This window comes from Rhodococcus sp. YH1, from assembly GCF_009939605.1.
In the GTDB taxonomy this organism is placed as follows: domain Bacteria; phylum Actinomycetota; class Actinomycetes; order Mycobacteriales; family Mycobacteriaceae; genus Rhodococcus; species Rhodococcus aetherivorans.
The window spans coordinates 33532-59147 of the sequence record NZ_WVTE01000211.1 but is presented as its reverse complement, the minus strand read 5'-3'; the positions used below and the strand labels follow the sequence as shown (position 1 = coordinate 59147).

Genomic DNA, 25616 nt, shown 5'->3' with positions numbered 1-25616 from the left:
GGAGGGGGTGACCGATGCACCGCGCAAGGCGGTGACACACGAAGCAAGAGGTCGTTGCAGCGATGAGTCTGCCCCACGCCCGCAGTTAATCTCTGCGACCGAGACATCCCACTTCATTGGGAGCCGAGCCATGGGCCTGATCCAGACGGAGTGGACTTCTCGTTCGGCGGCCGGCAGGCACCCCTGCTCGCCGAGACCACGGGCGCGCAGATCGCTGCCGGCTACCAGAGCACCGACGCCCTGCTGCTCGGTCTGCGGACCTACGACATCTTCGCCGCCTGTTGGCCGTACCAGGGCAGCCGGCGAGGACGACGAGATCGCCACACGCTTTAACAGCGTCCCCGAGTACGTGGCCTCCCGCGGCCCGGCCAGACCTCTCCTGGTCCGGCTCCGCGCAGTTGTGTCCAGATCTCGTCGGCGCGGTGCGCGAGATCCGGGGACCGGTACGTGCACATCAAGGGCGTCGGGAGCCTGAGCCTGGTCCAGCCGCTCCTGCGCGAGAAACTCTTCGACCGTCTCGACCTCTGGGTGCATCCGATCGTGCTCGGTGTGGGGAAGAATATGCGCGCCGTTAGAAGCATGCACGGCATGCATGCAACGCATGCCGTGCATAGGGATTCATCCGTTGCAGGTGGCACATGCAAGCCGCGCTCTGCATGGAAACGATGCGCTGCATGCGAGGGATGCACTCCCAGGCGAGCAAGCTCTCCAGGCAGTGCGGGCCGAGCACTGCGATCTTGTGATGCGTTTTATGCATGCATCGCATGCAAAGCACGGCATGCATGCAGTGCACGCCTTGCGTGTGACGCGAAGTTTGCATAACGTGCGGCGTGTGCACGAGGCGCATGCCGTGTTGCACGTGCAAACTGTGCAAGGCACGTCTGCACCGCACGACGTGCATGACACGCACTTCTTGCACTGACCGAAAGGCTTGCAATGCAACCGCGCAAAATCGCTATCGCCAATCAGAAGGGCGGCGTAGGGAAGACCGCAACGGCCCTCGGGCTCGCAAGTGCGGTGTCCGCCAAAGGTGGCAAAGTCCTGATCATCGACGCAGACTCGCAGGGCAACGCAACCAACGGCCTTGGCGTCACCGTCGATGCAGGCATGCTCACCACCTATCACCTGATGAACCGCACGGCGGAAGGAAGTGCCGCGGACGCCGTGGTTGCAACAGAGTGGGAAGGCGTCGACCTCATCCCGGCAGACGAAGAACTGGGCAAGATCGAATCGGACGGATCGAACGATCTCGTGTTCCGCCTGGACGTCGCCTTCGAGGGTCTGGATCTAAGCCCCTACGACATCGTTCTGTTCGACTGCGCGCCCAGTCTCGGCAAAGTGCTGTTCGCGGTCCTTATCGCCGCGGACGGGGTAGTGGCCGTCACCGAGCCAACAATCGACAGCGTGCAAGGCGTTGAGAAACTCGACGAAACCATCCGCACCGTCCGCAAACGCGCAAACCCGAAGCTGGCTTTCGACAAGGTAGTCCTCAGTCGGCGCCGCAACACCGGGGAACATATCTTTCGCGAGCAGGAACTTCGGGACAGCTACGGCGATCTCGTCGCTCGCACGATCATCCCGGAGTTGGCGGCCCGCCAGGACGCCCACAGCCTCCGTCAGCCCATCCATCAGTTCCGTGGCGGACGCGCTCTTTCCCTCCAGACCGCATACAGCGATCTCCTTACCGAACTCGCGATTCTTTCCGGAGGCACACAGTGACGGCTCAACGGCAACCGGCGATCCGCAAGACTCACCCGGCCGAAGACCTGCCGGAGCGGCCACTCCGGTCAGATGTTGCACCCATTCCATCTCCCGCGGTGCCAGCGTCGACCGTCATAGCGGGGGAGCAGGGATCAGAAGGTCTCACCATGACTCACAACACGCGGATCCGGCCCAGCCTCAAAGCGCGGCTTCGCAGGGGAGTGGACAAGCTCCGCTACGAAACCGGGGATCGGACAATCAGCGAGGCGTCGCTTACCGACAAGGCCCTTGAGGAATACCTCGACAAGCACGGACTGTGACCATTGCATGCACGCTTTGCATGCCTTGCATGCAGTGCGTTGAACGCATGGCTAAGTGCACTGCAGTCAAGCTGGTTGCGCTGCCTCCAAGACCCGACCGCAACGGCACTCTTAAAGGAAGAACAACTTCGCCATGAAGGACGATCTCGTGCAGAGTGCACGCCGACGATTGCACTCGAAGACCACGGCCCTGGGTGCTGTTGCAGCGATGACGCTGGTGCTTGCAGCGCTGGCGTTCACCTTGTCGTTCGATGCGTTGCGTCAGCTCACCTTGGAAATCGGTGTGCGCCCGGAACTGGCCTGGATGGCGCCGGTGGCACTCGATGTTGCACAGGCCGCCGCCGCGCTGGCTCTCGTTGCATTGGGGACCGACGACGAGTTCCGCGGTGCCCGTCGGTACTGCAAGGCCCTGGCCACGGGCACGGTCCTGCTCAGCGTGGCCGGCAACGGCTACCACGCCTTCCGTCTGGCCGGGCAGCGGCACGCGCAGGCCGCGGCCGGTGTCGATGTCGGGTACCAGCCGCAACCGGCTGCCATCGCCGCCTGCATTGCGATGATCGTGCCGCTGCTGTTTTTGGCCCTGTTGCATCTGTTCACCACAATCGTGCGGGCGCTGGCCGTCGAACGCGGCCGCTACAACGAGGCGGTGCACGACGCGCACCTGATGACCCCCCAGGAGCAGCCCGCGAGCACACCCGGGGCATCGGAGGTGCACGACTCTGCAGAGGATGCACCCGTCGGGCACGACGTGCATTACCCCGGTGCACGCGTGCACACCGATGCCTCCGCCGTTGCCGCCGAGCCTGCAACGGTGCAGCCGCAAGGCACCGGGCGCCACGGCGAGGATGCATCGGGGGAGGCCGTCGTGCAGGCCCCGGCTCCTGTCGATGCACCGCCCGAGCCGCACCTTGCGCCGACGTTCGGTGGCTATCGGCAGACGGTCGACGGCCTGCGCGAGTTCCTGGCCGGGTGCACGCTGCGCAGTGAAGAGAAGGAGGTCGCGGCGATCCTGCTGGACCGCCCGCAGCTGACCTATGCGCAGGTGGCCACCGAGCTGGAGGACACCCCGTCCCCGTCGACGGTGTGCCGGCGCTGGCAGCGCTTCAAGAACGCCGCCTACGCCGAAGGCTTCGAAATCCCGCCGGTGGTGCCGCTTCCGCTCGACGCAGTCACTCCCCGCGAGGAGCAGTTGGTGCCAGTGTGACCAGACTCCACCCGGGGTTGCACGCCAGGCCGTGCGGGTAGGTGCCCGGAGCACCGAACGAACCGTGGCCCGGCGAGGCGCGCGGAGTGGAGGCGGAGAAAACAGTGACGCCAGGACGGCGCTTCCCCCGCCGTCCCGGCGTCGAGTCCCACTCTAACAGAACTGTTCGAACAAGTGTTCCCATTAGCGGGAAAGTGGTGCGACCATCATGGATGTGGCCCTGCATGAGCGAGCACCGACGATCTGCCCAGCGGGGCACCGGCTCACACGGAACACCGTTCTGGTGGGATGGATCCCGTGCGACTGCACCCCCGGCACCGGCGGCCACCGCACCTGGACGTGCCGCACCTGCGAGCTCACCATCGGCTCACCGCCCCATGTCGGCCCGCCGCGGCCGGGAGTGCGGTGGTCCTGAAACAAGCGAACGCCCCGGGGTGTTGGGTGCCGGGGCGCTCACCGGGCAGCGTACGACGCCTGTCCGACATCCCGCCCCGGCGTGTGAGGCGGTGTTGGTTCCGTGGGGCGTCGGTTCTGTGTATTGTCGCCAGGTCACGCACGGTCCCCTCGGACGTGCGGGGCCCGCGTGCCCCGGCGCTTCACCCCCCGCCGCCGGGGCACCGGCCTACCCGGCGGATGCAACGACCGCGCTGAGGGTGGCTCGCGGGGACGGTGATGCCCGGTCGTGTCGAGCACCCGGGCGGCCACATAGGGCGCCGGCCGGTGTCACGGTGACGGTCCGCTCCCGGGTCCCGTGGGCATTCCCGAATACGTGGTGCGGGGCGGTGAGGGAGTGGCCCGCTATCGTTGAGGGTGTCCTGGCGAAGAGTCAGGAAAGTGAGGCCGGGAGCCCGCACGTTTTGCGTGGTCGCCCGGCCTTTGCGCTTGTCTACGGCACCCGAGCCGCGGTGACCGGCGAGTCGATCGCACGCCGCAGCTGTCCGCTGGCGGTGTAGGCGTAGGCGATCAGGTCCGCGGCCCACAGCAACTCGTGCGCGTACCGGCGGTCCACCCTCGCCCGCACCGTCGTGGGCGCCCCGATGTGGGCGAGGGCGCCGGTGCGCCGCGAGATCCTGCGTGTCCTGGGCACAGGATTCAACCAGGATGCGGCGCGCCCCGAGCTCGGCGCTGTGCACCGCCAACGCCGCCGGCAACCGGCCTGGGACCTGCCGGTGCGGGCGACCGGCAATTCGGGGCGGTGCATAGGTGGGCCTGCCGGATCTTCCGATGTGCGGGCGAAGGCCGCCACGATCCGCCACCGGTTCTGCCGGGCGCTCGTCGCGGCGGTGCCGCCGGCCGGCGGTTGTGCGGCCTCGAGCGCGCGCATCGTCGTGCGGGCCGGGAGCCGGAACCTCGGAAACCGCCACCACCGCGCAGAGCAGATAGTCCTTCGTCTTCGCCTCGTCGACGACGATCTCCACGGTCGCCCGTCGCACCTTCTTCCTCCGGTATCCGGCCCACGGCATGGTCGCCGATCACTACAGCCCGCCCCACATCCACCGGTAGTCCGCGACCTGCCCGGTCCGGACCGGCTTTTCCGCCGAGCCTCACTGAATGCCGGGGCCGGTCCTGCCGGCACGGCCCACGCACGGCTCCCAACCTGGCCGGAGCCTGCTCGGCGCGCCTGCCCAAGAACCTGTGCCGCCTCGGTTACGGTCGCGGCAGCTCGCGAGTTGAGGGGCGAGAGCGCCCCCGGATCATCGAGGGGGCGCCCGGCATGGAGACCGACGAACAGCTGCACCAGTGGGCGTGGCAGCTGCGCCACGACGGCCGCGACTGGAGCGAGGTCGCCACCGAACTCGGCTGCACCGAAGACCTCGCCCGCGCCATGGCCGACCGGCACCGCCGCGACACCGAAACCCAGGCCCAGGCCGACCAATTCTCCCTGTTCGACCTGTAACCCCCGACCGGAGCAACACCCCCGGCACAGCCTCCAGTGCCGCCGACGACGTCGGTACGCGCACTGCCGGCGCGCGCACCCGAAGGTCGGATTCACGTCGATCAGGAGAACGGCACGCGTACCGCCATCCGCCGCGCCCACGGCGAACCTCACCCGCTGCGGGGGCGGTGGCGGTGTCCTCCGCAGGAACTACCCTTTGCATGGTGGCGCCCGGCGGAAACGGGGACGTCCCTCGGCACCAATTCGGGCGTTGTAGCGCTATAACGCGCGGAGCGGGTGCCTCCCAGGCTCCGTGCGCCGCGGCCCGTCCGGAAACACCCTCTCGCTGGGGCCTTTCCGGACGGCAACGGCCTTGCAGACCGGTCTCGGTCGGCTACAGCCTTCCCGCCCCGTGAGAGACTCTGCCGTCGGGCCGTCACCCGGTCGACATCCCCCAGCGACACCGGCCCGGCGCAGGGGAGAGGGACGAGCACGCTGCGCCGCCGGCACGACGGCCGCCGCCTCACTCCAGAGGAAGTGGGGCTCGCCCTGGTGGGTGTTCAGGAGCCTTCGTGGCCGTGATCTCGTGGCGCGCACCGCCGGTCGCCGTGGCCAGGGGCGTTGTCGACCTCGGGCGTGGTCCGTGGTGCGCCTGCAGCGCACACCGAATCGAGCTCCGCTGCGCTCCGCCCTGCACAAGAGCCTGATTTGCCCTTCTGGCCTTCCGATTTTGACCGGCGGTCCGCTGCGCGCAACCCCTGGGCGCTGCGCGGCCTGACGGCCCGGAAAATTCTCTTCTCCGCTGCGCTCCGGCGAGATTTTTCCGTCCCAGAAGTTGCACTCCACGGCCCTCATGCCGGTCCAAATGCTCCCTGCCAGAAGGGCAAAAGAACAGGCGGACCCGCGCCGGTTCTCACCTCCAGCAGGAAGGTCGCCATGACCGCGCCGCAGACCCCGAGCTTTCCGAGCTTGACCACCCGCACCACCATCCTGATCGCCGGAGCCTCGCAGGAGGTGCGCCTGGATGTGACCAGCGCCCTGACCGCGAGCGCGGCGGTGTTCGCCACCATCGGCGCGGTACGGATGGTCTTCACCGACCCGGCGGTCGCCCGGGGCCTGGTGGCGGTGCTGCGCCGCCCCGCCACCGGTGGGTTTCTTATGGCATTGCCCGAGCAGTTCCTGCTGCGCCCGGACCGCTTCACGATCGACGAGCATCTGGTGACGGTGAACTGGTCCCAGGTCCCCACCTCCAAGGTCACCGCCGGTGGGGCGTTCGATTCGCAGCGTCGCCGTCACGTCCACTGGGTCGACGTCGAGGTCGGTCCGTTGGTCTTCCGGTTCTTCGACAAGGCCGGACACGCCGCGTTCGTTGCCGAGCTGGCCCGCACGGTGCAGGTGGCCCGGTCGGTGCTGCTCCCGGCCGACGAGAAGGCCCTCGTCCAGGGCGGTGGCCGCTGACCCCCGGTGAGTTGTCCACAGTAGGGCCGGTTCTCCACAGAACCGGCCCTACTGCCTATGTGCGCCCCGGTCGGGGTCGAGGTGGCCGGGCACACTGGCGTGCACCGAAGCAGTACCGACCAGATGGAGGACACGCTCGTGCACACCTGGACCGTCACCTGCGATCCGGCCGTCGCGCAGGCCTCCGGCACCGCCGCCACCGAAGTCGACGCCGTGATCGCCGGCGCCGCCGCACTGCGCCGCCTCCTGCGTACCACCCACCGGCCGGGGCAGGACTCACCCTTCGTGCATCTGAGCATCGACACCCGTCCCCGGATCGGGATCACGGCCGGGGTGGACGGCCCCGACGCCGTGCTCGAGTGGATCGACGACTACGAACACCAGGCCACGATCGCGGCCGCGGTCAACGACAGCATCCTTCACCGCACCCACCGCGAGGCGCGCTGACCCCGGACCCCACGCCGACCACGACAAGGACACGAGGAGCGGCTACCACCGGCGCGGACATCGAGCCGGCTGCGCGGCGCCCGGTCTCGCTGTTTCGGTTTCGTCGCCTCTCGTGGCCGTCGACCGGGTACCGGAGAGCATCAGAGGCGGATCCCGGAGCCGGTACTCGACCGGGTCAGGCGCCTTTTCGGCGCACCGATGCGTCCGCGGGCCGCGGCTGTCGGACCGGGGTGCCTCGTCTTCTCGCCGGGGCCGCAGGGCGCCGCGTCGGACCACCGTGGGGTGGGGAGGTCGTCCTCGAGGGCGACGGTCGGACGAGGCGCACCGCGCGATGGGGAGGACACCCCTTCCTGAAGGACCTTGCCGCAGTGTCCGACCACGACGGTGGGGGCGCCGACGCGTTCGCAGAAGCGGTCGAGCCGGGTCGCCTCGACGGCGGCCCGGGGGCTGCCGCGCCGGGATGGGTCCTGGAGCGGGGTGAGCAGTTGTCGGTGTAGGTCGTCGAGCTCGGCGGCCGGCTCGCCGATCGCGCGTGCGGTGAACCTGGTCGGCGCCGCGGACCGACTGCGCCTGCCACCCGCCCCGTCCGGGTGAGCGGTTCCGCCGCCCCCCCGGGAGGGGCCGTGGTGGGGGCGCGAGGTCCACTAGCGTCGAGGAATGTCTTCCCTCGTCCCGACCGACTACGCCGACACGCTCGAGAGCATCAAGCGGCTCGTGCACCAGGCGCGCTACATCGCCCAGCGCCGGGTGAACACCGAACTGCTCCGGCTCTACTGGCAGATCGGTGCGACGATCATCGAGCGACAGAAGACAGCCCCCTGGGGCAGCAAGGTCCTGGCCCGGCTCTCGGTGGATCTGCGCGCCGAGTTCCCCACGGTGAAGGGGTTCTCCCCGGCCAACCTCAAGTACATGCGCCGGTTCGCCGAGGCGTGGCCCGACGCCGACGCAATCGGTCAACGACCCGTTGGCCAATTGCCCTGGGGGCATGTCATCGAGTTGCTCGAAAAGCTCGACGACGCCGAGTTGCGCGACTGGTACAGCGCCAAGGACCTCGCCCACGGCTGGAGTCGGCCCGTGTTGGCCCACCAGATCACCACCCGGCTGCACCTGCGGGAGGGCGCGGCCCCGTCCAACTTCCCGCACGCGCTCGAACGCACCGATTCCGAGCTCGCGCAGCAGATCACCAAGGACCCGTTCACCCTCGAGTTCCTCGCCATCGACGGCGACGCCGTCGAGCGAGAGCTCGAGGATCGGCTCGTCGAGCGCATCATCGACACCCTGCGCGAACTCGGACCCGGCTTCGCGTTCGTCGGCCGCCAGGTCCACTTCGAGGTCGAGGGCGACGACTTCTTCGTCGACCTGCTGTTCTTCCACGTCGAACAACTCCGGTACGTGGTCATCGAACTCAAGACCACCAAATTCGACCCGCGCGACGCCGGCCAGCTCGGCTTCTACGTCACCCTCGTCGAGGACCGGCTGCGGCGACCGCAGCACCAGCCCACGGTCGGGATGCTGCTGGTCGCCGACAAGAACGAGTCCGTCGTCCGGTACGCCCTCGCCGGCACCACCCAGCCGATCGCCGTCTCCCGCTACGACCTCACCCCCGCCGAGCAGGCCGCGCTCCCCGCCGAGGACGCCCTCACCCGCGCGGTCGCCCTCGAACTCGACGACCACACCCCGCAGTAGGCGCAACCCCCCGTCAGGTGAGGAACGCGCCACCACGCCGCCGGCCAGGTTGAGAAACGCGGCGGATCTGGAAGGAGAACCGGCAGATGTCCTCGACAGCCGCCCGGTTGCGGAGTGCTCAACCCAATCGTTTCGTACGTATCCTGTTACGTGCGAAACGATACGTACGGGGTAGCATCGATCGTGACTCAGGCGCGAGCGGGAGGGGGCGGGGCGATGACCGAGGGCACCAGGGGAGGGCGGCGCCGGGAGTACGCCTCGGATGCGGACCGGGTCCGGGCCTGGCGGCAACGGCAGAAGGAGGCGGCCCGCGTCGAGCGGCTCGAGGCGGCCACCCCGACCGATCCGGCGGCGGCCGTGTCCACCCTCGCGCAGGCGGTCCCGCTGCTGCGGCAGGAAACCGAGGCTGCCCTCGCCCGGTTGAGTGAGGTGGCCGCGTCGATCACCGCGGCCACCGCGCTGCTGGCCGACCCGGCCGCGGTCGAGGCGCACCTGCGCCGGGCCCGGGCCGATGCCGACAAGGTCCGTGCCGACGCCGCTGCCGAGATCGCAGTGCTGCGCGAACAACTCGACACCGCGCGCGAGGAACGCGCCGACGCCGATGCGGCCGCGGCCGCCGCCGACGCCGAGACCACCGCGGCGCTCGCGCAACTCACCGAGGTGCGCCGGGAGCACGCCGAGGCGCTCGCACACCTGCAACAGGAGCTCGACCGGGCCGCCGAGACGCACCGGGAGCAGACCGCCGGCCTCGAGGGCCGGATCGCGGCCCTCACCGCGCAGGTCGCCGAGCACCGCGACCGGCTGTCCCGGGCGGTGGCCGAGAAGGACACCGTGGCCGCGGCCGCGGCCGACACCGCCCGGCGGCTCGAAGCGGAGATCGCGGCGGCCCGCAGCGCGGCGGCGGCCGAACGGGACCGCGCCGAGACGGTGCGCGCCGACCTCGAGGCCGCCCGCACCGAGGCTGCTACCGCGCACGCGCAGGCCGACGCCGCTCGGGAGCGTGTCGACGAACTCCGCGGCGAACTGCGTGAGCTGCGGGCGCACCCGTCCGGGTCCTGACCCGGGTTCCGGATGCTCCGGGGCTGGGGGGGAGCGTTCGAGGCGCACGGTGGCCCGGGCGCTGTCGCGCTGTCGCAGGGGATCGTCCCCGGGGTCCGCGCCGAGCGGTGAACCATGTCGCGGGCGTTCGACGACAAGAGACAGGGACGCTGACCATCGGCGTATCGGAGTACCCGCCACCTAGGGTCACCCCCGACGATCCGGGGGTGGCGGGCCACGGCCACCCACCCACCCACCCACCCACCCCTGCCCGGGTGGCTCGTGGGAAGGGCCTGAAGCCTCGACCCGAACCCCCGCCGGTCGATGCTTCGGACTCACGGGGGTGTTCTCCGGCGGAGACGATGTGTGCCCAGGTCCTCGATCGAACTCCCTGCTCGGACCCCGGTGGAGACGGCTACCTCGGCACGGGTGTGGCCCTACCGACCTCGAGGCCGCTCGTGCTCCCCGCCCCGGCCGACGCTGCCTGGGAACGCGGCCACCCCACGAAGCGCGTGACGGCGGTCAGCTGCGCTCGAGGCGGCGCCGGACCACTGAACCCCCGGCATCGATGCTGGTGGACCTGTCCGCCGCGAGTCCCGCGACGGCTCGAGGCTCGCGGGTGGGGGCCCCAGACGTGGCCACCACGCAGGATGATGCGTCGGCGGTGGCCTCGAGCACGCTCGAGGTGGTCCTGTCTTCCGGTGCCGCGGACGCGGTGCCGCGACGGGCTGATCCTCGATGCCATACTGGCGCGGTGCCGGCAGTGCAGATCATTCTGGCTCTTCGCAGTTAGCAGTGGCATTGACGCCGACTGGGTGTGCTCCGCCGGGAGCGGCGGGTGCAGGCCCACCGTACCCTGCGTCGCTGGTTGTCGGGGTTGCGGAATCCGAATGCGATCCGCCCGACGTGCTTGACGATTCGGTTGTAGCCCTCGCTGCGCGCGTTGGACAGGCCCGTCTGGATGGCCCGGACGATGGGGTCCTGCCAGGTCTCGACGGTGCGGGCCAGCGCGGTGACCTCGGGCACCGAGCAGGCCGCACAGAACTTGTAGAACCGATACAACGCGGCCCGGATCTCGTGCCGCAGCCCGCCGCGGGCGGTGCACGCGAGCAGGTCCCGCAGCAGCTCCTTGGCGATCCAGGCGGCGGCGATCTCCTCGCTGGGGTCGGCGGCGAGCAGCTTGGTGAACAGCTCGGTGCGCTGCTCGGCGGTGAGAGTCTCGGCGCCGCGCAGCAGCCGGCGACGGTTGATCCATTCGACATCGGACTTGCGGCCGCGCCGACCGCGGTGGGTCTGGGTGACCCGCCGGCGCACCGCATCGACGACTTCGTTGGCCTTCTTGACCAGGTGGAACCGGTCGACCACCAATTCGGCGTGCGGCAGCGCCTCACGTACCGCCTTGGCGTAGACCGACGACAGGTCGATAGTGATGTGGGTGATCTGCCGTCGCCACTGCTCGTCGCGTGCGTCGAGCCAGTCGATCACCGTCGCCGCGCTGCGGCCGTTGACCTGGGCGAGCAGGCCCTGATCGCCGCCGATGTCGACCAGGCCGGTGTCCCACCGGTCCACCCACCGCCGGGTTCCGGTGACCGGGTCGGTCTCCCACTTCGCCTTGCCGCGGCGGGTCTCGTCGATACCGAGGACGGTCACCGGCCCGGGCTCGTCGTCGAGGACGGTGTCGGCGACGGTGACGACCCGATCGTGGACGGTGTGCCAGCCGCACCGGTACTCGGCGGCGACGGCGGCCACCGAGCGGTCGTCGTCGAGGACGGCCGCGGCCATCATCGTCTTCGCCCGCGGGGTGACCCTGCTGCGGGGAGGGATGCCGGGCACGGACTCGGTGAACACCTTCCGATCGCATGAGGTGTTGGTGCACAACCACTTCCGCTTGTCCCATTCGAGTCGGGGGCGGTCGGGGCCGACCTGCACGTCGCGGGGACGGGTGGTCACCCAGCCCTTCGACCGTGTCGATTTCTGCCCGCACTGCGGGCACACCCCGACCCACCGGGGGTCGGTGCCGAGCCGGACGATCCGGCTGCCGTCGTCGAGGCGCCGCACCGATTCGACGACGACGCCGTCGAGATCGAGCAGCAGTGAACCACTACTGTGGAGCATGCCCGCGTTCCTTGCTGGTCTGGTTGCCTGAAGAACACCCAGCTCACAAGGGCGCGGGCCCTTTTTCAATCACCGACACGGCACGGGGTCGGACAACATCACGCCCCTACGAAGTGCGAAGAGCCATCATTCTCAGCGTCTTGACGCTGATCGCGGCCGGAACCAGTGCCTTTTTGGTGTGGCGGGCCAATACCCGCGCCACCGAACAGCGGGAGCAGCAGGCACGAGGGGAGGAATGGTGGCGTCGGTTCCAGTACGCCACCGAACTCGCCCTCGACCTCGACAACCCGCACCGGTCCAATGTCGGCGTCCAGCTCGTCAGGGCAATGATCACCAGTTCTCTGGCGGGCCGTGACGAACTCCTCGCCGCCGATACCGTGCTTGATGAGGTCCTCGCCCTGGGCGATGCTGGCAGCAACGAAGCGGAGGAGCACGATGGCGACCACAACAGCACCGAGGGCGACTGACGCACAGATCAACGCCGCCCGGGGCAAACTCGCCATCGACAAGAAGCTCGGCCGCTCCTCGTCTGCCCGGATCAAAGCGATCGCTGCGAAGAAGACCAGCAGCGAAAAGCACGACGTCGGCCCCGACACCCTCGCAAGCTGAGCGCGCCCTCGGTACCCGGTGGTACCGCGTCGCTTCCCCGTAGTCCCTGCACCGCGGTCGACGGTGGGAGATTTCGAACACGTGTTCGGTATGAATGGAACTCTGCAGGAGCGAGCGGAACAGACGTGCCCCACGGGTACACGACCGTAAGGCCGGGGTGCCGGTGCGCATCGACGACTACTGGGAACGCGACGGATTCCCAGGTGAGGAGTGCGGTGTGATTCCGGCCCGCGAGGATGCCGGGGGCGGGAGGAGATTTCGGGTGGCCTCGACGGGCCCAGCACTGGTGATCTCCTGGCGGTCGCTGGAGCGGTCAGCGGCGTAGCGCATCCAGTCGGCACCTGCGCGTTCGGCGTAGTCCAGGGCGGTCTTGGGACTGTTGCCGAGGGCCTGAGCGACGACGTGCGGTGGGGCATGTCGCACGAGTTGGTGCCACGTGGTGTTCTCGGCCGGCCAGAGATGGGACCCCATGGTTGCGGCGAGCCTGGCCCATCGATTCACGCCGGACGTGTCGACCCCGTCCCGGGTGGGCCTCGCGTCCGGTATCTGCGCTGTGGAAGGGGGCGAATCGGTGCCCGGCCGGGTGCCGGCGCTGCCGGTCCGACCGTCCCGCGGAGGGCGTAGGTTGGCGGCCGTTCGGACGGGCCCGCGGAGGGCGTAGGTTGGCGGCCGTTCGGACGGGCGAGGGGAGGGCCACGGCGGAGGGCGCAGGGCTCCTCAGATCAGCGATCAGCGATCGAATTCTGCAACATACGGAGATGAATGATTCTCCGAATCCTCTACCTTGCGCCGCACCCACCTGCACAAGACCGCACAGCTCGAACCATCGCCTCGTCCGAAGCTAAGGCGCGGTCCGAGGACCTGGCGTGCTCCCCGCTAGGGGAGGATGCCGGATGGTTCCCGGGGCGGTCGCCAGGCCCTCGTAGGGTTCTGGCGTGGATAACGTGGACAACACCGAACTCGCCGTGGCGACCTGGAACACCATGTGGGCGAGTGGATCGACCTCGCGCGCGGTGCGGGTACGCCGCCGCCTCCGCGAGGTGGATGCGGACCTGCTGGTGGTGACCGAGGGCCAACGCGACCTGCTCCCGGACGGCGGCCACGTCGCCGACGCCGGCACGCACTCTGGGGGTACGACATCACCTCCCATCCCCGCCGGCGCAAGACCTTGCTGTGGTCGCGGTGGCCGCTCACCGAGGTGGCAGCGCTGACGACCGGAGCGGGTGCCGGCCGGGTCCTGACCGCACAGACCGTGACTTCGATCGGTGCGGTGAGGGTCGTGGCGGTGTGTATCCCGTGGGCGAGCGCCCATGTGAGCACCGGGCGCCGGGACGCGACGACCTGGTCCGAACATCTCGAATGTTGCGATCAGATCGAGCAGCTCGCGGCGCAGTTCGATCCGCGGATCCCCACTGTCGTCGCCGGCGATTTCAACCAACGTGTTCCCCGGCGGCGGCAACCGCTCCGGGTGTCCACGCGACTGAGCGAGGTGCTGGCACGCTGGACGCTGCACACCGCGGGTGACGTCGAGCACGGCCCGCTGATCGACCACATCGCCTCGGACCTGGACTGCACCACGGTGCGCACCTGGCCGGGCAGCGACGAGGAAGCTCGGTTGAGCGATCACGCCGGGGTGATGTGCACATTGCGCCCCGCCGACGTGGGATAGAGGCGGACACAGTCGAGGAGCCATTGACCTGCGAAATCGGCAGTATTCTCTCCCTGTGTACCGCCCCCTGCTTTACCACTGTCGTGGGGGCTTCGTTTCGCCGATCCTGCCGCGTCAGGGGCGCGGGGACGCCCGATACGATCGGTGTCGTGGGTTGACGGTGAGGGGAGCGAGCAGCGGTGTGGGCCGCGCGGTCGGTATCGCCGTCGCCGACAGCCGCGCTGGCTCCCGGTCCTCGGCGTAGTCGGTGCGGTCCTCGAGGCCACCGGCCGGACCATCCGGCACAAGCAAGAATGCGGGGCCGTGCCGGCGTCTGCTGAGGATGCGCAGACGGTGCTGCCGGTGCGGCGCGAAAGCACGCAGCGGACACGGCTGGCTGGATCCCGTTCCAGCGTGCATGTTCCTAGCTGATACCGCATGGCACACCGTCTCGGTCCTCGAAGTGGCCTCTGTGCGAGGTGGGCACGCTGTCTCGGTGGGCGGGTGAGGCGGCTACGGTCGTCGGGGTGAGACGTAGGGCGTTGATGGCCGGGGTGGGGGCGCTGGCGCTGTCGGGTGCGGCGGCGACGTGGATGGGGCGGGACGAGCGGGCGGTGGCGTTGGTGTATCGGGGCCCGGCGTCGGTGCCCGGGTGTCCGGAGGCGGTGGCGGCGTTGATCGACACCGGTCCGGTGGCCTTGCGGGCGGTGTTCTGCGGTCCGCAGGAGAAGGTGCCGCTGTCGTCGGGCGTGTTGGCCGAAGCGGCGGTCTTCGTCCAGCCGGGTGGTGGAACGTTGCGTGAGGGCTGGGAGCATATGCGCCCGTATGCTGGCGTCATTCGGGAGTTCACCGCGGCGGGCGGCCGGTATCTGGGGTTCTGCCTGGGTGGATATCTGGCGGGGGCGACACCGGGGTTTGCGCTGTTGCCGGGTGATACCGCCCGCTATATCGATACCGCCGGTGCTGCGGTGCGCACTCCGGAGGAGACGGTGGTGCCGGTGCGGTGGCGAAACCAGGGCCGGCATCTGTTCTTTCAGGACGGTCCGGTCTTCCGGTTGCGGGAGGGCGGGGTGACGGTGTTGGCCCGCTACGGCAACGGCGAGATCGCCGCGGCGGTGGCCGGGTATGGGGCGGGAACGGTGGGGGTGGTCGGTCCGCATCCCGAAGCCGATCGGTCGTGGTATCGGGACGGGGTGGTGAACCCGGACGGGATCCGGTTCGATCTCGGGCACGATCTGATCGCCGCGGTCATGGCCGAGCAGACTTCGTCGTAAGCGCGCGCCGGGCGCGGGTGGCTGCGGCGGTGGTCAGGGCCTCGAGGGGGCCGCGGCCGGCGGTGGATCGGACGGCGAGCCCGACGATCAGGGCGGCAGCGACCTGGATGAGGTAGCCGACGGTCGGGCTGTAGGTGTCGTAGGCGGAGTTGACGAACCAGATGTGGGCGACATACAGCGTCAGCGTCATCGATCCGGCTGCGGCGAGCGGGACGAGGAGCACCTCGAGTAGCGGACGTACCCGGCGGGCGGTGACGTGCCCGGCGAGCAGCATCACCGCGAGCACGATCAGCGACGAGCCGATGGTGGCGACCAGGTCGGCGGTGGTGCTGGTGTGGGGGGCGTCGACGGCCAGCCACCACCAGGTGCGGGCCGGCAGCAGGCCGTCCTGTCCGAAGGTCAGGATCTGGGTCAGGTCCTGGTCGGAGAGGCCGGTGGTGGCCAGGATCCGGTCGTTGCCGCCGAGGCGGTGCAGCAGCAGGTGCGAGGTCAGGTGCGCGCCGACGGCGAGGGTCGTGCCGACGAGCAGCAGCGCCGCGGCGACGTCGATGTGCTCCAGGCGCAGCCGGCCGACGACGAGGCCGGCGCACAGGTAGGCCGTCCACGGCAGGGCGGGAAATTCACCGACGAGGGTGAGTTCGAGCAGCCAGTGGCCGGGATCGGCGATCAGGTCCCCGGCACCGGGGTTGTCGATCATCGGTTCGGGCAGCACGTCGGCGGCCCAGGTCAGTGCGGCGGGGACGACCGTCGCCGCGCCGAGCCCGATCGCGGCCACCAGCGGGGTGGGCAGGAGCACCAGTGGGACGGCCAGAACGAACAGCACCGCGTAGAAGGGCAGGATCACCACGGCGTACTCGACGTCGGCGTAGCCGAGGACCAGACCGATCGCGCCGATCACGGCGGCGCGGGTGAGCAGGGCGGCGGCGACCGGTGCGGCGTCGGTGCCCCCGACGCGGCGGCGGCCGGTGAGCAGGGCGATGCCGACGCCGGCGAGCACGGCGAACAACGCCGCCGACCGTCCGGCGGCGAGGGTGAACGCGGTGGTGGGGTTGCCGTCGTCGTCGACGAGGAGCAGGGCGTGCACGGCCATCATGCCCAGCAGGGCGACACCGCGGGCGGCGTCGAGGCCGAGCAGTCTCGCCCGGCGGGGTGGGGTGACCGGCGTGGGGTCGGGGAGGAGGGCGGTGGCGGGGTGCGGGGTGGTGCTCATGGGGTCATCACCGTGTCGATCAGGTCGTGGCCGAGGTCGAACCGGATCCCGTCCGGGTTGACCAGGCCCGGCGGGTACCAGGTGGCGTCGGCTTCGGGATGCGGGCCGATGACCGCGACCCGTCCGCCGCCGTGCGCGACGACGAGGGCGGCGATGGTGCCGTTGCGGTAGCGGGCCACGACGGCGGCCGGGGTGTCGTAGAACAGGTCGTGGTGCGGGTGCAGCCAGAAGTAGGGGCCGTCCTGGAAGTACAGGTGCCGCAGGGCCCCACGCCAGCGCACGGCGACGACGGCGTCGTGCGGGGCGGTGACGGTCGCGTCCGGTAGGTCGATGTAGCGGTCGGCGTCGCCGGGCAGCAGGTCGAAGCCGGGGGTGGCGCCGGCGAGATAACCACCGAGACAGATCCCGAGGTAGCGGCCGCCGTCGTGGATGTAGGAGCGGAGGGTCTCGGTGTGGGGGCGCAGGTGCTGGTAGGCCGGTTCGAGGTCACCGCCGCCGGGTTGGACGTACAGCGCCGCCGACCGCAACGTCGGGGCGTCGAGCGGTAGGGACTCGTGGGGGCCGACGTAACGGACGTCGAAGCCCCACCGGGTGCGGCGCAGCAGCGCGGCCGCGGCGGCGGCGCAGTCGTCGGTGGTGGCCGGTCCGCGATACACCAGGGCGCGGGGGCGGGGGCCGCGGCGGGTGTGCCGGCCCATCAGCGTGCCCCCTCGGCGGGAATTCCGAGCCAGCGGGTGCGCGCGGGGAGGTGTTCGCCCTTCATCGCCAGCGACAGCGATCCCAGATGGGTGTCGGCGCCGACCACGGCGTCGTAGAGCACGATGGCGCGGGTGCCGACGGTCGCGCCGTCGGCGACGGTGACGATCGACATCTTCATCACCCGGTCCTCGAACAGGTGGGTCTGCAGCGAGGCCTCGGTGCCGATCACGGCGTCGTCCCCGATGTGCACGAGGTCGAATTCGGTGAGATAGGTGGTGCCGATCCAGGTGCGCCGGCCGATGCGGGCGCCGAACCAGCGCAACACCACCGGCAGCATCGGGGTGCCGACGAGCATGCCCACCCCGACGGGCACTGCCGCGCCTTCGTAGAGGCCGGTGGCGAACTCCGAGCGGCGCACGAACCCGCTCCACAGTGGTTCGACGCGGGGCCGGTAGGTGCCGACGACGTTGCGTTTGACCGAGGCGCAGAACGCGATGACCGCCGTGGCCGCGGCGATCGCCACGGCCGGCGCCACCAACGCCGGAACCAGCAGATCGCGGCCGGAGGCCAGTGCCGACAACACGGTCAGATACAGGTAGAAGCTGACACCGAGCACCGTCGGAGGCAGGGTGATGCGGAAGAACTCGATCACCAGACGACGGCGCACCACCGCGGGGGTGGGCCGGAAGGTCAGGGTCTGGTCGAAGCTGCCGCTGTCCTGGCGTCGGGGCAGATGCATCGCGGGGGAACCGAGCCAGGAGCTGCCGTCGGGCACGCCCGCCGGTGGGGGCACGGTGCCCACCCCGAGCAGGGCGTCGTCGCCGAGCTCGGCTCCGGCCGGGACCACGGCGGCGTTGCCGACGAAGGTCCGCCGTCCGACACTGGTGGGGCAGAGCAGCACCCGGCCGTTGGCGAACGAGGCGCTGCCGACGCTGGCCATGTCGGCGACGAAGCTGTCGGCCCCGATGGTGAGCAGGTCCGGATCGATGTGCGCGACGGTGGACACTTCCGAGCCGGGGCCGATTCGGGCGCCGAGCAGCCGCAGCCAGGGCGCGGTGTAGAGCGTCGCGTACAGCGGATTGGTGAAGGTGAGACTGAACTCGAGCAGCTTGTCGACCATCCACTTGCGCACCCCGAGCGAGGACCGGACGTGGTGGATGCCCACCGGGGAGCGGTGCAGCAGCAGCCGTTTCCCGGCCGCGACGAACGCGCTGACGGTGGCGACGTAGATCGGGCCGGCGAGCAGGGTGGCCAGAAGACCGACCATGACTCCTCCGGTGAGCAGGGCCCACCAGACGAACGCGACGCCGGGCACGAGGACCGCCACGGCACCGACCTCGAGTGCCAGCAGCCCGAGCGCCGAGGCGAGCAGGTGCCGCGCCTTCCATCGGGCCCGCGAACTGGACTGGCGCATCAGCGCCTCGACCGCGTCGTCGAGCCGGTCGGTGGGTGCGGCTGGGGAGCCGGTCCAGCGGGAGTCGACGGCGATGTCCTGCTCGGCGGTGAGCACCGACTGCGCGCCGACCGCGGCGCGGGCGGCGACGGTGCTGCCCGGTTCGAGCACCACGTTCGGGCCGAGATAGGCGCCGGCGCCGACCACGATGCGGTCGACGAGCACCCGACCGGCGTCGACCCGCCAGGGCCGCAGCACCGCGCCGTAGCCGATCGAGGCGCCGTCGGCGATGTGCACCAGGGTGGGCAGGGAGATCGCGGCGGTGGCGACGGTGGTGCGGTGCCCGACGCGGGCACCGAGCGCGCGCAGGTAGGTCGACATCAGCGCCGAGCCGCTCAGCGACGGCAGTGCCCCCATCGCCAGCACCAGGTCGAGCAGCCACAGGCGCAGGTAGGTCGGTCCCCACAGCCGGTAGCGGCCGGGTGTGATGCCGGCCGCGAGCGGACGGGCGAGCAGCAGCGGCAGGACCCAGCGCACCGCCAGGTAGGTGATCAAGATGGCGGTCATCATCTCGGCGAGGACGGCCACCGACACGTCCCCGTCGTTGACGGTGTAGACGTAGGTCACCGGCAGGGTGATCACCAGCAGCAGCAGGTACAGGCTCGCGGCTTGGACGGTGCCGGCCGCGGCGACCCGCCGGGAGGAGTGCCGCAGCGGCGGGGCCTCGGCGCCGCGGGCCGGAGGCGGCGGGGTGGTGGTGTCGAGATGGGCGGCGAGCCGGCGCACCGTGGGATGGGTGTACAGGTCGCGTACCGCCACGGTCTGTTCCGGCCGGTCGGCGCGCAGCGCGGAGACGACCGCGGCTGCAGCCAACGAGTGCCCGCCGAGGTCGGTGAAGAAGTCCGCCTCGACCGAGATCGCCTCGGGGTCGAGCCCGAGGGCTTGCGCCCAGGTGCGGCGGAGTTCGGTTTCGGTGTCGGTGCTCGGTCCGGTGATCCGGTCGGTGTCGGCGAGCAGTCGCCCGCTCGGGGTGGGCAGTTGCTTGCGGTCGACCTTGCCGCTGGGCATCGTCGGCAGGGCGGTCAGCACGTCGAGGAAGGTGGGCACCATGTACCCGGGCAGACGTTCGTGCAGGCGGTGGCGCAGGCGGGGTGCCACCGCGCCGGGGGCCGGCTCGTCGGCACGGCCGTCGCCGAGCACCACGTACGCTGCCAGGGCCGGGGCAGCGCCGCTACCGGTGGCGGCGACGGTGACCACGGCCTCGGCGACCGCGGGATCTTCGAGCAGCACACTTTCGATCTCCCCGAGATCGACGCGGTGGCCCCGGATCTTGACCTCGGCGTCGGCCCGTCCGAGGTATTCGATCTGTCCGTCGTCGCTCCAGCGCCCCAGATCTCCGGTGCGGTAGAGCTTGCTGCCGGGCGGGGCGAGAGGATGGTCGATGAACCGGTCGGCGGTCAGGTCGGGTCGACCGACGTAGCCGCGGGCCACCCCGGGTCCGCCGATGCAGATCTCCCCGACCTGCCCGTGCGGTACGGGTGCGCGCTCCTCGTCGAGGATCACCACCGAGTAGGTGGGCAGGGGCCGTCCGATCGTTACCGGACGGCCGGGCAGCAACTCGCCCCAGGTGGCGGTGACCGTGGCCTCGGTGGGCCCGTAGGTGTTGAGGATCCGCCGACCGGGGCGGGCCCAGCGTTCGACCAGCTCCCGGGGACACGCCTCGCCCCCGACGAGCAGATTGCGCACCCGCGGCAGCTCCCGCGGAATCGTGGCGAGCAGGGTCGGCACGCAGTACACCGTGGTGATCGCGTGCTCGTCGAGGAAGTCGGCGAGGTCGGCGCCGAGCCGGCGGGTATCGGTGGGTCCGGCCACCAGGGTGGCTCCGCGCGCCCAGGTCGGCCAGATCTCTTCGATGGAGAAGTCGAACGAGATCGTCATACCCTGGTAGACCCGGTCGTCGGGGCGCACGTCGTAGACCCCGGGCACGATGTCGAGGAAGTTGCAGATGCTCGACTGGGCGACCTCCACGCCTTTCGGTCGCCCGCTCGAACCGGAGGTGTAGAGGATGTAGCAGGCCGGGTCGGGGTCCGAGTCCGGATCCAGCGGTGGACGGTGACAGGGCCGGCGGTCGAGCACCTGTCCGGCGGTGTCCATCGTCAGTGACCGCACCGGCAGCTCCTGCACCGCCGCCACCAGCGCGGTCGTGGTCAGAACGAAGTCGACGCCCGCATCGTCGACGACGTAGGCGACCCGATCGGCTGGTGCGCCGGGGTCGATCGGCACGAACGCCGCCCCGGCTTTGAGGACCCCGAGCAGGCTCACATAGGTGTCGAGCGAGCGAGGCAGCAAGATCGCCACCCGAGAGCCCACCGTGATGCCCTGCCCGCGCAGGTAGTGCGCCACCTGGTTGGCGCGGGCATCGAGTTGCGCGTAGGTCACCACATACCCGTCGGCCTCGACTGCCGTCGCCTGCGGGCACCGCGCCACGGACGCTTCGAACACATGCTCGAGACGCCGCGCCGCCCCCCGGCTCGAGCAGCGGGCAGGAGGGAGCGAGGACACAACAGAAGGTGAGGACATCGTGGCGTTTTCTGTGCAGGCCGGATCCGGCCGTCCTGACGGTGCGCGCTGCGGCCCCACCCCGGAACGGGCCCGGGTCGGCGTCGCCACCGCGATCGGCGCGGAGCAGGGAAACGGTCTCGTCGGACAGGGGCTCTAGGGGAGGTTGCGTCCTACCCGAGGGAGGCGGTTGTGCGCCGGATGGGCGGCCGAGAGGTCGGCGAGCGCGGCGGGAGCCGTCCGCGGTGGAGTTTCGTTGCTCCGATGCGCGGGGCCGTCCTCGGCGGCGGCGGTGACAGGAGTCGGCATGTGAGGGGTCCTTCGTCCGGCGGGATCTTTCTCGCCCGGTCCGCCCGCCGGTGCACATCGATGCACCGACTCACTCTCGGATCCGCTGGGGGCCGAGTGTGCGGGAGGCACCACGCCCCTCAACCAAGGCGTGGTGCTTCGTGTCACCAGGTTCGACGAGCCCCGACCGGGCGCCCATCTGAACAGGCGACCAACTCGCCGTCCGGACGCTACACGATTGAACGTTGAAGCACCCACGATGTGATTACTTTCACTTTACGTTCACGGAAAGCGTTGTGAGAAAAAAACCATTCGGACCGTTTGTCTTCGGAAACGCCCTCCGGAATCGACCCACGACCCGTGCCCCGCGCCTCGACGAACATCCCGATCCCGGCAGTACGGGTGAAAAACAGGGTGATTCCCCGCCGCCCGGCGGGCATGCCGCAACGGTCGGCGTCGAGGCCTACGAGTGCCGCCCCCGCGCCGAACACGTCGCGGTCGAAACCGGAGACGTCACACGACGTAGCGTCCCCAATTCCGCTCTACGGCAGTATGTTCGAAGGAACAAACCGGACGGGGAGGTGTCGGACGCTCCCGCTGTCGGGTGTGTTCGGCCACCCGGCAGCCGGGAATTCCACCACCACCCGGTGGCAGGCCACCAGACCGGCACAGTGCGACCCGTCACGTTGCACGCCGGCGCCACCGGCTGTACCTGTAAGCACTCGGGTGTCCCGCTCGTCCCTGTCCTCGGACCCCACTTTTTTTCGAAAGGCATACGCCGGTGTTGGATTCGTTGTGGGACTTGTTGTGGTACACGCTGGTCGTCTTCGCGTTCGTCGCTTACCTGCTGATCCTGTTCCAGGTGCTGACGGACCTGTTCCGTGATCGCTCCACGTCCGCCGTGGTCAAGGTCGTGTGGATCGTCTTCCTGATCGTCCTGCCGTACCTGACCGCGTTCGTCTACCTGCTGGTGCGGGGCCGCGGCATGGCCGAGCGGTCCGCCGCCGCCCACGACGCGGCCCAGCACGCCGCCGACGACTACATCCGCAAGGTGGCCGGACGATCCCCCGCCGCCGAGATCGCCGAGGCCCAGGCCCTGCTCGAGGCCGGGACGATCACCGGCGACGAGTTCGACCGGCTCAAGGCCAAGGCCCTGCGCTGACCGCCGCGGCCGAACTCCGACCCACGCAGGCGGGCACCCCGCGCGCTCGGCTGCGCAGCTACGGGCGCCGGTTCCACCCGGTCGGGCTGGGTCTGGCGCTGGTGTTCTTCGTGGGGTCGATGACGCCGTCGCTGCTGCCGCGCGTGTGGTACCTGCAGGCGGTCGCGACGGGAATCAGCGTCGCCATCGGCTACGGGGTGGGCTGCCTGATCGCCTGGGTGGTCCGGCGCTGCGGCGTCGAGCCGCACTGGTCCGAGCGGACCCGGCGGATCGGCTGGTGGGTGCTCGCCGGCGCGGCGCTGGTCCTGGCGCCGACCTTCCTGGTGCTCGGGTCGTGGTGGCAGCAGATCGTCCGCGATCTGGTGGGCGTGCCGCGAGCGCAGCGCGCCTTCTACCTGCTGGTGCTGCTGATCGCGCTGGCCGTCGCGTTGCTGCTGCTCGCGGCGGCCCGCGCCGTGCGCCGGGGCACCGACCGGTTGACCCGCTTCGCCGGCCGGTTCGTGCCCGGGCCCGTCGCCCGCGTGGCCGCGGTGCTCGTCGTCGTGGTGCTGGCGGTGTTCGTGCTCGACGGCGCCGTCGACCGGGTCCTGCTCGGCGTCGCGGAGCGGTCGGCGGCCGTCGCCGACACGGGCACCGCCGAGGGCGTCACCCAGCCCCAGCTGACGGAACGGTCCGGGTCGCCGGCGTCGAACGAGCCGTGGGACAGCCTCGGCCGGGAGGGCCGCACCTTCGTCGCGGGCGGCCCGGCCGCCGAGCAGATCGAAGCCGTCACCGGCGCGCCCGCGCGCACCCCGATCCGGGTGTACGCCGGCCGCGAATCCGCGGACTCCGTCGAGGGGATCGCCGAGCGGGTCGTCGCCGAACTCGAACGCACGAACGCGTTCGACCGCCGGGTGCTGGCGGTGGTGACCACCACCGGCCGCGGCTGGGTGAACGCGAACGTCGCGGGGGCATTCGAGTACGTCAACGGCGGGGACTCGGCGATCGCCGCCATGCAGTACTCGTTCCTGCCCAGCGCGCTGTCGTTCGTCGCGGACCGCGACACCCCGCAGCAGGCCGGGCGGGCGCTGTTCGAGGCGGTGTACCGGCAGTGGTCGGCCCGGCCCGAGGGGCAGCGTCCGAAGCTGGTGGTGTTCGGCGAGAGCCTCGGCTCGTACGGCGGGCAGGCGGCGTTCGCGTCGGGACAGGACATCGTGGCGCGCACCGACGGGGCGCTGCTGGTGGGCACCCCCAACTTCGCGCAGCCGTGGGGCCGGATCACCGCGGACCGCGACCCCGGTTCCCTCGAGCGGCTGCCCGTGGTGGACGACGGCCGCAACATCCGGTTCGCGTCCCGGCCCGGCGACGCGGACCTGCCGGGGCCGTGGGAGTTCCCCCGCGTGGTGTTCTGGCAGCACGCGAGCGATCCGATCACCTGGTGGTCGTTCCGGCTGCTGCTGCAGCGGCCGGACTGGCTGCGCGAACCGCTCGGCCCGGATGTGGACCCCGGGATGCGCTGGCTGCCGTTCGTCACGTTCTGGCAGGTCACGCTGGACATGGTGTTCTCCGCGGACGTGCCGTCCGGGTTCGGGCACGCCTACGGTCCCGAGGCCGCCGAGCTGTGGACGGACATCCTGGCCCCCGCAGGCTGGGACGACGCCGACACCGTCCGGGTCAGCGACGCACTGACCGCACCCCTTGCACACGACTGAACATCACGTTCTTGCGGACACTCTTCGGCAGAAAGAGGCACGGCCATGACCACGCCCGACCGATTCGGTCCCGTCGACTTCGTCGTCGTCGAATTCCCCGACGCACGTCTCGGCCTCGCCGGGTTCGCCGGGCTGCTTCGCCTGGTCGACCAGGCCGCCGTGCGAGTGCTCGACCTCGAATTCGTCACCGTCACCGACGGCCGCCCCCGCGTCGTGCCGATCGGTGAGCTCGGCGAGGACCTGACCGCCTTCGCCGGTGCATCCTCGGGCCTGCTCGATCCGCAGGATCTGGACCTCGTCGCGGCGAGCTTGCGGCCCGGTGGAGTCGCCGCAGTGCTGATCTACGAAGAACTTTCGATGCTCACCGTGCTCGACGCGTGGAAGGACGGCGGGGCGAGGGTGATCGCGGAGGGGCCGATCTCCCTCGACGAACTCGCCGCCGCCCTCGACACCACCGAGCCCGCACCCTAGTTCCGTCCCGCCCGACCCCTGGAGGATCAGATCATGAGCCTGCTCAAGACCGCCGCCCGCACCGCCGTCGCCAGCTCCGTCCACGGCCGGGTGCAGCGCCGTCAACAAGCCCGGTGGGCCGCCGCCCACCACGACCCCGCACCGGCCGCGTCGTCACCGGCGCCGGCCGCCGGCCCGGCACCTGCTGCCGCGCCGCAGGACGTGGACGTCATGCTCGCCCAGCTCGAACGGCTCGGCCGGCTCCATGCCTCCGGCGTGCTCACCGACGCCGAGTTCACGGCTCAGAAGGCGCGTCTCCTCTCCTGACTCCCTCCTTCCGATCCTCACCCGCCTCCGCAAGGAGTACCCCAAAGTGACCGATACCTCCCGCACCAGGTCGACGCCGTTCACCCCGGCCCGCATCGCGGCGGTGCTGCTGGCCGCCCTCGCGGTGATGTTCGTGGTGCAGAACCGCACCACGACAGCCATCACCGTGTTCTGGATCCAGGTTCAGGCCCCCCTGTGGTTCACCCTGCTGACCATCTTCGTCATCGGATGGCTGGTGGGAGTGCTGGTGTCGCGGCGCCGCGCCGCAGCCTGACGGTTCGCCCTCGAAAGATCGCCGCGGCCGCTCGTACCTGGAATCAGACGGCGAACACCGCGTGGCCGATACTCATGATCGTGCTGCTGACGCTCTGCGGACGAATTCCGGTGTGCCCGCGTCATTTTAGACCGGCGACCGCATCAGTTGCTGGGGCCGGTCGATCGAGAAGAACCGCGGTGCAGCG

General features: G+C 70.2%; 24 protein-coding genes and 2 pseudogenes. 21 read left to right on the top strand and 5 right to left on the bottom strand.

The features are described from left to right. Positions 1-105 precede the first annotated feature (105 nt). From AIIKEEIJ_RS33095 to AIIKEEIJ_RS15475, 4 genes and pseudogenes are all read left to right on the top strand, one after another. A pseudogene (locus AIIKEEIJ_RS33095) lies at positions 106-564 on the top strand (dihydrofolate reductase family protein); the annotation flags it as partial. A 372-nt stretch (positions 565-936) separates the two neighbouring features. Next, a complete protein-coding gene (locus AIIKEEIJ_RS15485; RefSeq protein WP_044475753.1) occupies positions 937-1719 on the top strand; it encodes a ParA family protein in 783 nt (260 codons plus the stop codon). 149 nt (positions 1720-1868) lie between these two features. Beyond that, on the top strand, positions 1869-2021 hold the full coding sequence (locus AIIKEEIJ_RS33090; protein ID WP_006933579.1) for a hypothetical protein: 153 nt from the start codon (positions 1869-1871) through the stop codon (positions 2019-2021). Positions 2022-2154: 133 nt separating this feature from the next. Beyond that, complete coding sequence (locus AIIKEEIJ_RS15475) at positions 2155-3225, top strand: DUF2637 domain-containing protein (protein WP_238406400.1); 1071 nt, start codon at positions 2155-2157, stop codon at positions 3223-3225. An 886-nt stretch (positions 3226-4111) separates the two neighbouring features. Here AIIKEEIJ_RS15475 and AIIKEEIJ_RS15470 read toward each other — a convergent pair. After that, positions 4112-4312 carry a hypothetical protein gene (locus AIIKEEIJ_RS15470; protein WP_155948114.1) on the bottom strand — a complete coding sequence of 67 codons (201 nt, stop codon included), beginning with the start codon at positions 4310-4312 and terminating at the stop codon, positions 4112-4114. A 627-nt stretch (positions 4313-4939) separates the two neighbouring features. Between AIIKEEIJ_RS15470 and AIIKEEIJ_RS15465 the strand changes: the two genes are divergently transcribed. The 6 genes from AIIKEEIJ_RS15465 (at position 4940) to AIIKEEIJ_RS15445 (ending at position 9751) form a co-directional block, all read left to right on the top strand. Then, positions 4940-5122 (top strand): hypothetical protein, encoded by a 183-nt coding sequence (locus tag AIIKEEIJ_RS15465; protein ID WP_006934733.1) that lies wholly within the window; start codon positions 4940-4942, stop codon positions 5120-5122. A gap of 915 nt (positions 5123-6037) precedes the next feature. Then, entirely contained in the window at positions 6038-6559 is a 522-nt protein-coding gene (locus AIIKEEIJ_RS15460) for a hypothetical protein (RefSeq protein ID WP_006934725.1), read from the top strand. Positions 6560-6697: 138 nt separating this feature from the next. Beyond that, the gene (locus tag AIIKEEIJ_RS15455) at positions 6698-7006 is read left to right on the top strand and encodes a hypothetical protein (RefSeq protein ID WP_044475832.1); all 309 of its coding nucleotides are present in this window, start codon (positions 6698-6700) and stop codon (positions 7004-7006) included. Between the two features lie 368 nt (positions 7007-7374). Next, on the top strand, positions 7375-7503 hold the full coding sequence (locus AIIKEEIJ_RS33680) for a hypothetical protein (protein WP_260325618.1): 129 nt from the start codon (positions 7375-7377) through the stop codon (positions 7501-7503). Positions 7504-7663: 160 nt separating this feature from the next. Beyond that, a complete protein-coding gene (locus AIIKEEIJ_RS15450) occupies positions 7664-8692 on the top strand; it encodes a PDDEXK nuclease domain-containing protein (RefSeq protein WP_161996026.1) in 1029 nt (342 codons plus the stop codon). A gap of 216 nt (positions 8693-8908) precedes the next feature. Beyond that, positions 8909-9751 (top strand): hypothetical protein, encoded by an 843-nt coding sequence (locus tag AIIKEEIJ_RS15445; protein WP_161996025.1) that lies wholly within the window; start codon positions 8909-8911, stop codon positions 9749-9751. A gap of 768 nt (positions 9752-10519) precedes the next feature. Here AIIKEEIJ_RS15445 and AIIKEEIJ_RS15440 read toward each other — a convergent pair. Then, positions 10520-11892 (bottom strand): annotated as a pseudogene (locus tag AIIKEEIJ_RS15440) (ISL3 family transposase). A 93-nt stretch (positions 11893-11985) separates the two neighbouring features. Between AIIKEEIJ_RS15440 and AIIKEEIJ_RS15435 the strand changes: the two are divergent. From AIIKEEIJ_RS15435 to AIIKEEIJ_RS15425, 5 genes are all read left to right on the top strand, one after another. Further along, complete coding sequence (locus AIIKEEIJ_RS15435) at positions 11986-12312, top strand: hypothetical protein (RefSeq protein WP_161996024.1); 327 nt, start codon at positions 11986-11988, stop codon at positions 12310-12312. After that, positions 12281-12454 carry a hypothetical protein gene (locus AIIKEEIJ_RS32635; protein WP_006944704.1) on the top strand — a complete coding sequence of 58 codons (174 nt, stop codon included), beginning with the start codon at positions 12281-12283 and terminating at the stop codon, positions 12452-12454. The genes AIIKEEIJ_RS15435 and AIIKEEIJ_RS32635 overlap by 32 nt, the downstream gene beginning before the upstream one ends. Before the next feature lie 935 nt (positions 12455-13389). Next, a complete protein-coding gene (locus AIIKEEIJ_RS33085; protein ID WP_238406398.1) occupies positions 13390-13665 on the top strand; it encodes a hypothetical protein in 276 nt (91 codons plus the stop codon). Beyond that, positions 13653-14123 carry a hypothetical protein gene (locus tag AIIKEEIJ_RS15430; RefSeq protein ID WP_238406396.1) on the top strand — a complete coding sequence of 157 codons (471 nt, stop codon included), beginning with the start codon at positions 13653-13655 and terminating at the stop codon, positions 14121-14123. The genes AIIKEEIJ_RS33085 and AIIKEEIJ_RS15430 overlap by 13 nt, the downstream gene beginning before the upstream one ends. A 644-nt stretch (positions 14124-14767) precedes the next feature. Then, a complete protein-coding gene (locus AIIKEEIJ_RS15425; protein WP_338020961.1) occupies positions 14768-15376 on the top strand; it encodes a BPL-N domain-containing protein in 609 nt (202 codons plus the stop codon). Here the strand turns inward: AIIKEEIJ_RS15425 and AIIKEEIJ_RS15420 are convergent. The 3 genes from AIIKEEIJ_RS15420 to AIIKEEIJ_RS15410 are packed head-to-tail and all read right to left on the bottom strand — an operon-like array spanning position 15351 to position 21180. Beyond that, positions 15351-16586: a heparan-alpha-glucosaminide N-acetyltransferase domain-containing protein gene (locus tag AIIKEEIJ_RS15420; protein ID WP_161996023.1), complete on the bottom strand. Its 1236-nt coding sequence runs from the start codon at positions 16584-16586 to the stop codon at positions 15351-15353. The genes AIIKEEIJ_RS15425 and AIIKEEIJ_RS15420 overlap by 26 nt on opposite strands. Continuing rightward, the gene (locus AIIKEEIJ_RS15415; protein WP_161996022.1) at positions 16583-17284 is read right to left on the bottom strand and encodes a BPL-N domain-containing protein; all 702 of its coding nucleotides are present in this window, start codon (positions 17282-17284) and stop codon (positions 16583-16585) included. Before AIIKEEIJ_RS15415 ends, AIIKEEIJ_RS15420 begins: the two co-directional genes overlap by 4 nt. Further along, positions 17284-21180, bottom strand: a complete 3897-nt coding sequence (locus AIIKEEIJ_RS15410; RefSeq protein WP_161996021.1) for a Pls/PosA family non-ribosomal peptide synthetase — start codon at positions 21178-21180, stop codon at positions 17284-17286. Before AIIKEEIJ_RS15410 ends, AIIKEEIJ_RS15415 begins: the two co-directional genes overlap by 1 nt. Positions 21181-21259: 79 nt before the next feature. On the opposite strand from AIIKEEIJ_RS15410, the gene AIIKEEIJ_RS15405 reads away from it, so the two are divergent. From AIIKEEIJ_RS15405 to AIIKEEIJ_RS15380, 6 genes are all read left to right on the top strand, one after another. Then, positions 21260-21397: a hypothetical protein gene (locus AIIKEEIJ_RS15405; protein WP_161996020.1), complete on the top strand. Its 138-nt coding sequence runs from the start codon at positions 21260-21262 to the stop codon at positions 21395-21397. 909 nt (positions 21398-22306) lie between these two features. Continuing rightward, positions 22307-22687: a PLDc N-terminal domain-containing protein gene (locus AIIKEEIJ_RS15400; protein ID WP_161996019.1), complete on the top strand. Its 381-nt coding sequence runs from the start codon at positions 22307-22309 to the stop codon at positions 22685-22687. 119 nt (positions 22688-22806) lie between these two features. Next, the gene (locus AIIKEEIJ_RS15395; RefSeq protein WP_161996018.1) at positions 22807-24378 is read left to right on the top strand and encodes an alpha/beta hydrolase; all 1572 of its coding nucleotides are present in this window, start codon (positions 22807-22809) and stop codon (positions 24376-24378) included. 45 nt (positions 24379-24423) lie between these two features. Then, a complete protein-coding gene (locus AIIKEEIJ_RS15390) occupies positions 24424-24849 on the top strand; it encodes a DUF6325 family protein (protein ID WP_161996017.1) in 426 nt (141 codons plus the stop codon). 33 nt (positions 24850-24882) lie between these two features. Beyond that, positions 24883-25155, top strand: a complete 273-nt coding sequence (locus tag AIIKEEIJ_RS15385; RefSeq protein WP_006944725.1) for an SHOCT domain-containing protein — start codon at positions 24883-24885, stop codon at positions 25153-25155. 46 nt (positions 25156-25201) lie between these two features. After that, positions 25202-25429, top strand: a complete 228-nt coding sequence (locus AIIKEEIJ_RS15380; RefSeq protein WP_006944726.1) for a LapA family protein — start codon at positions 25202-25204, stop codon at positions 25427-25429. Positions 25430-25616: the final 187 nt, after the last annotated feature.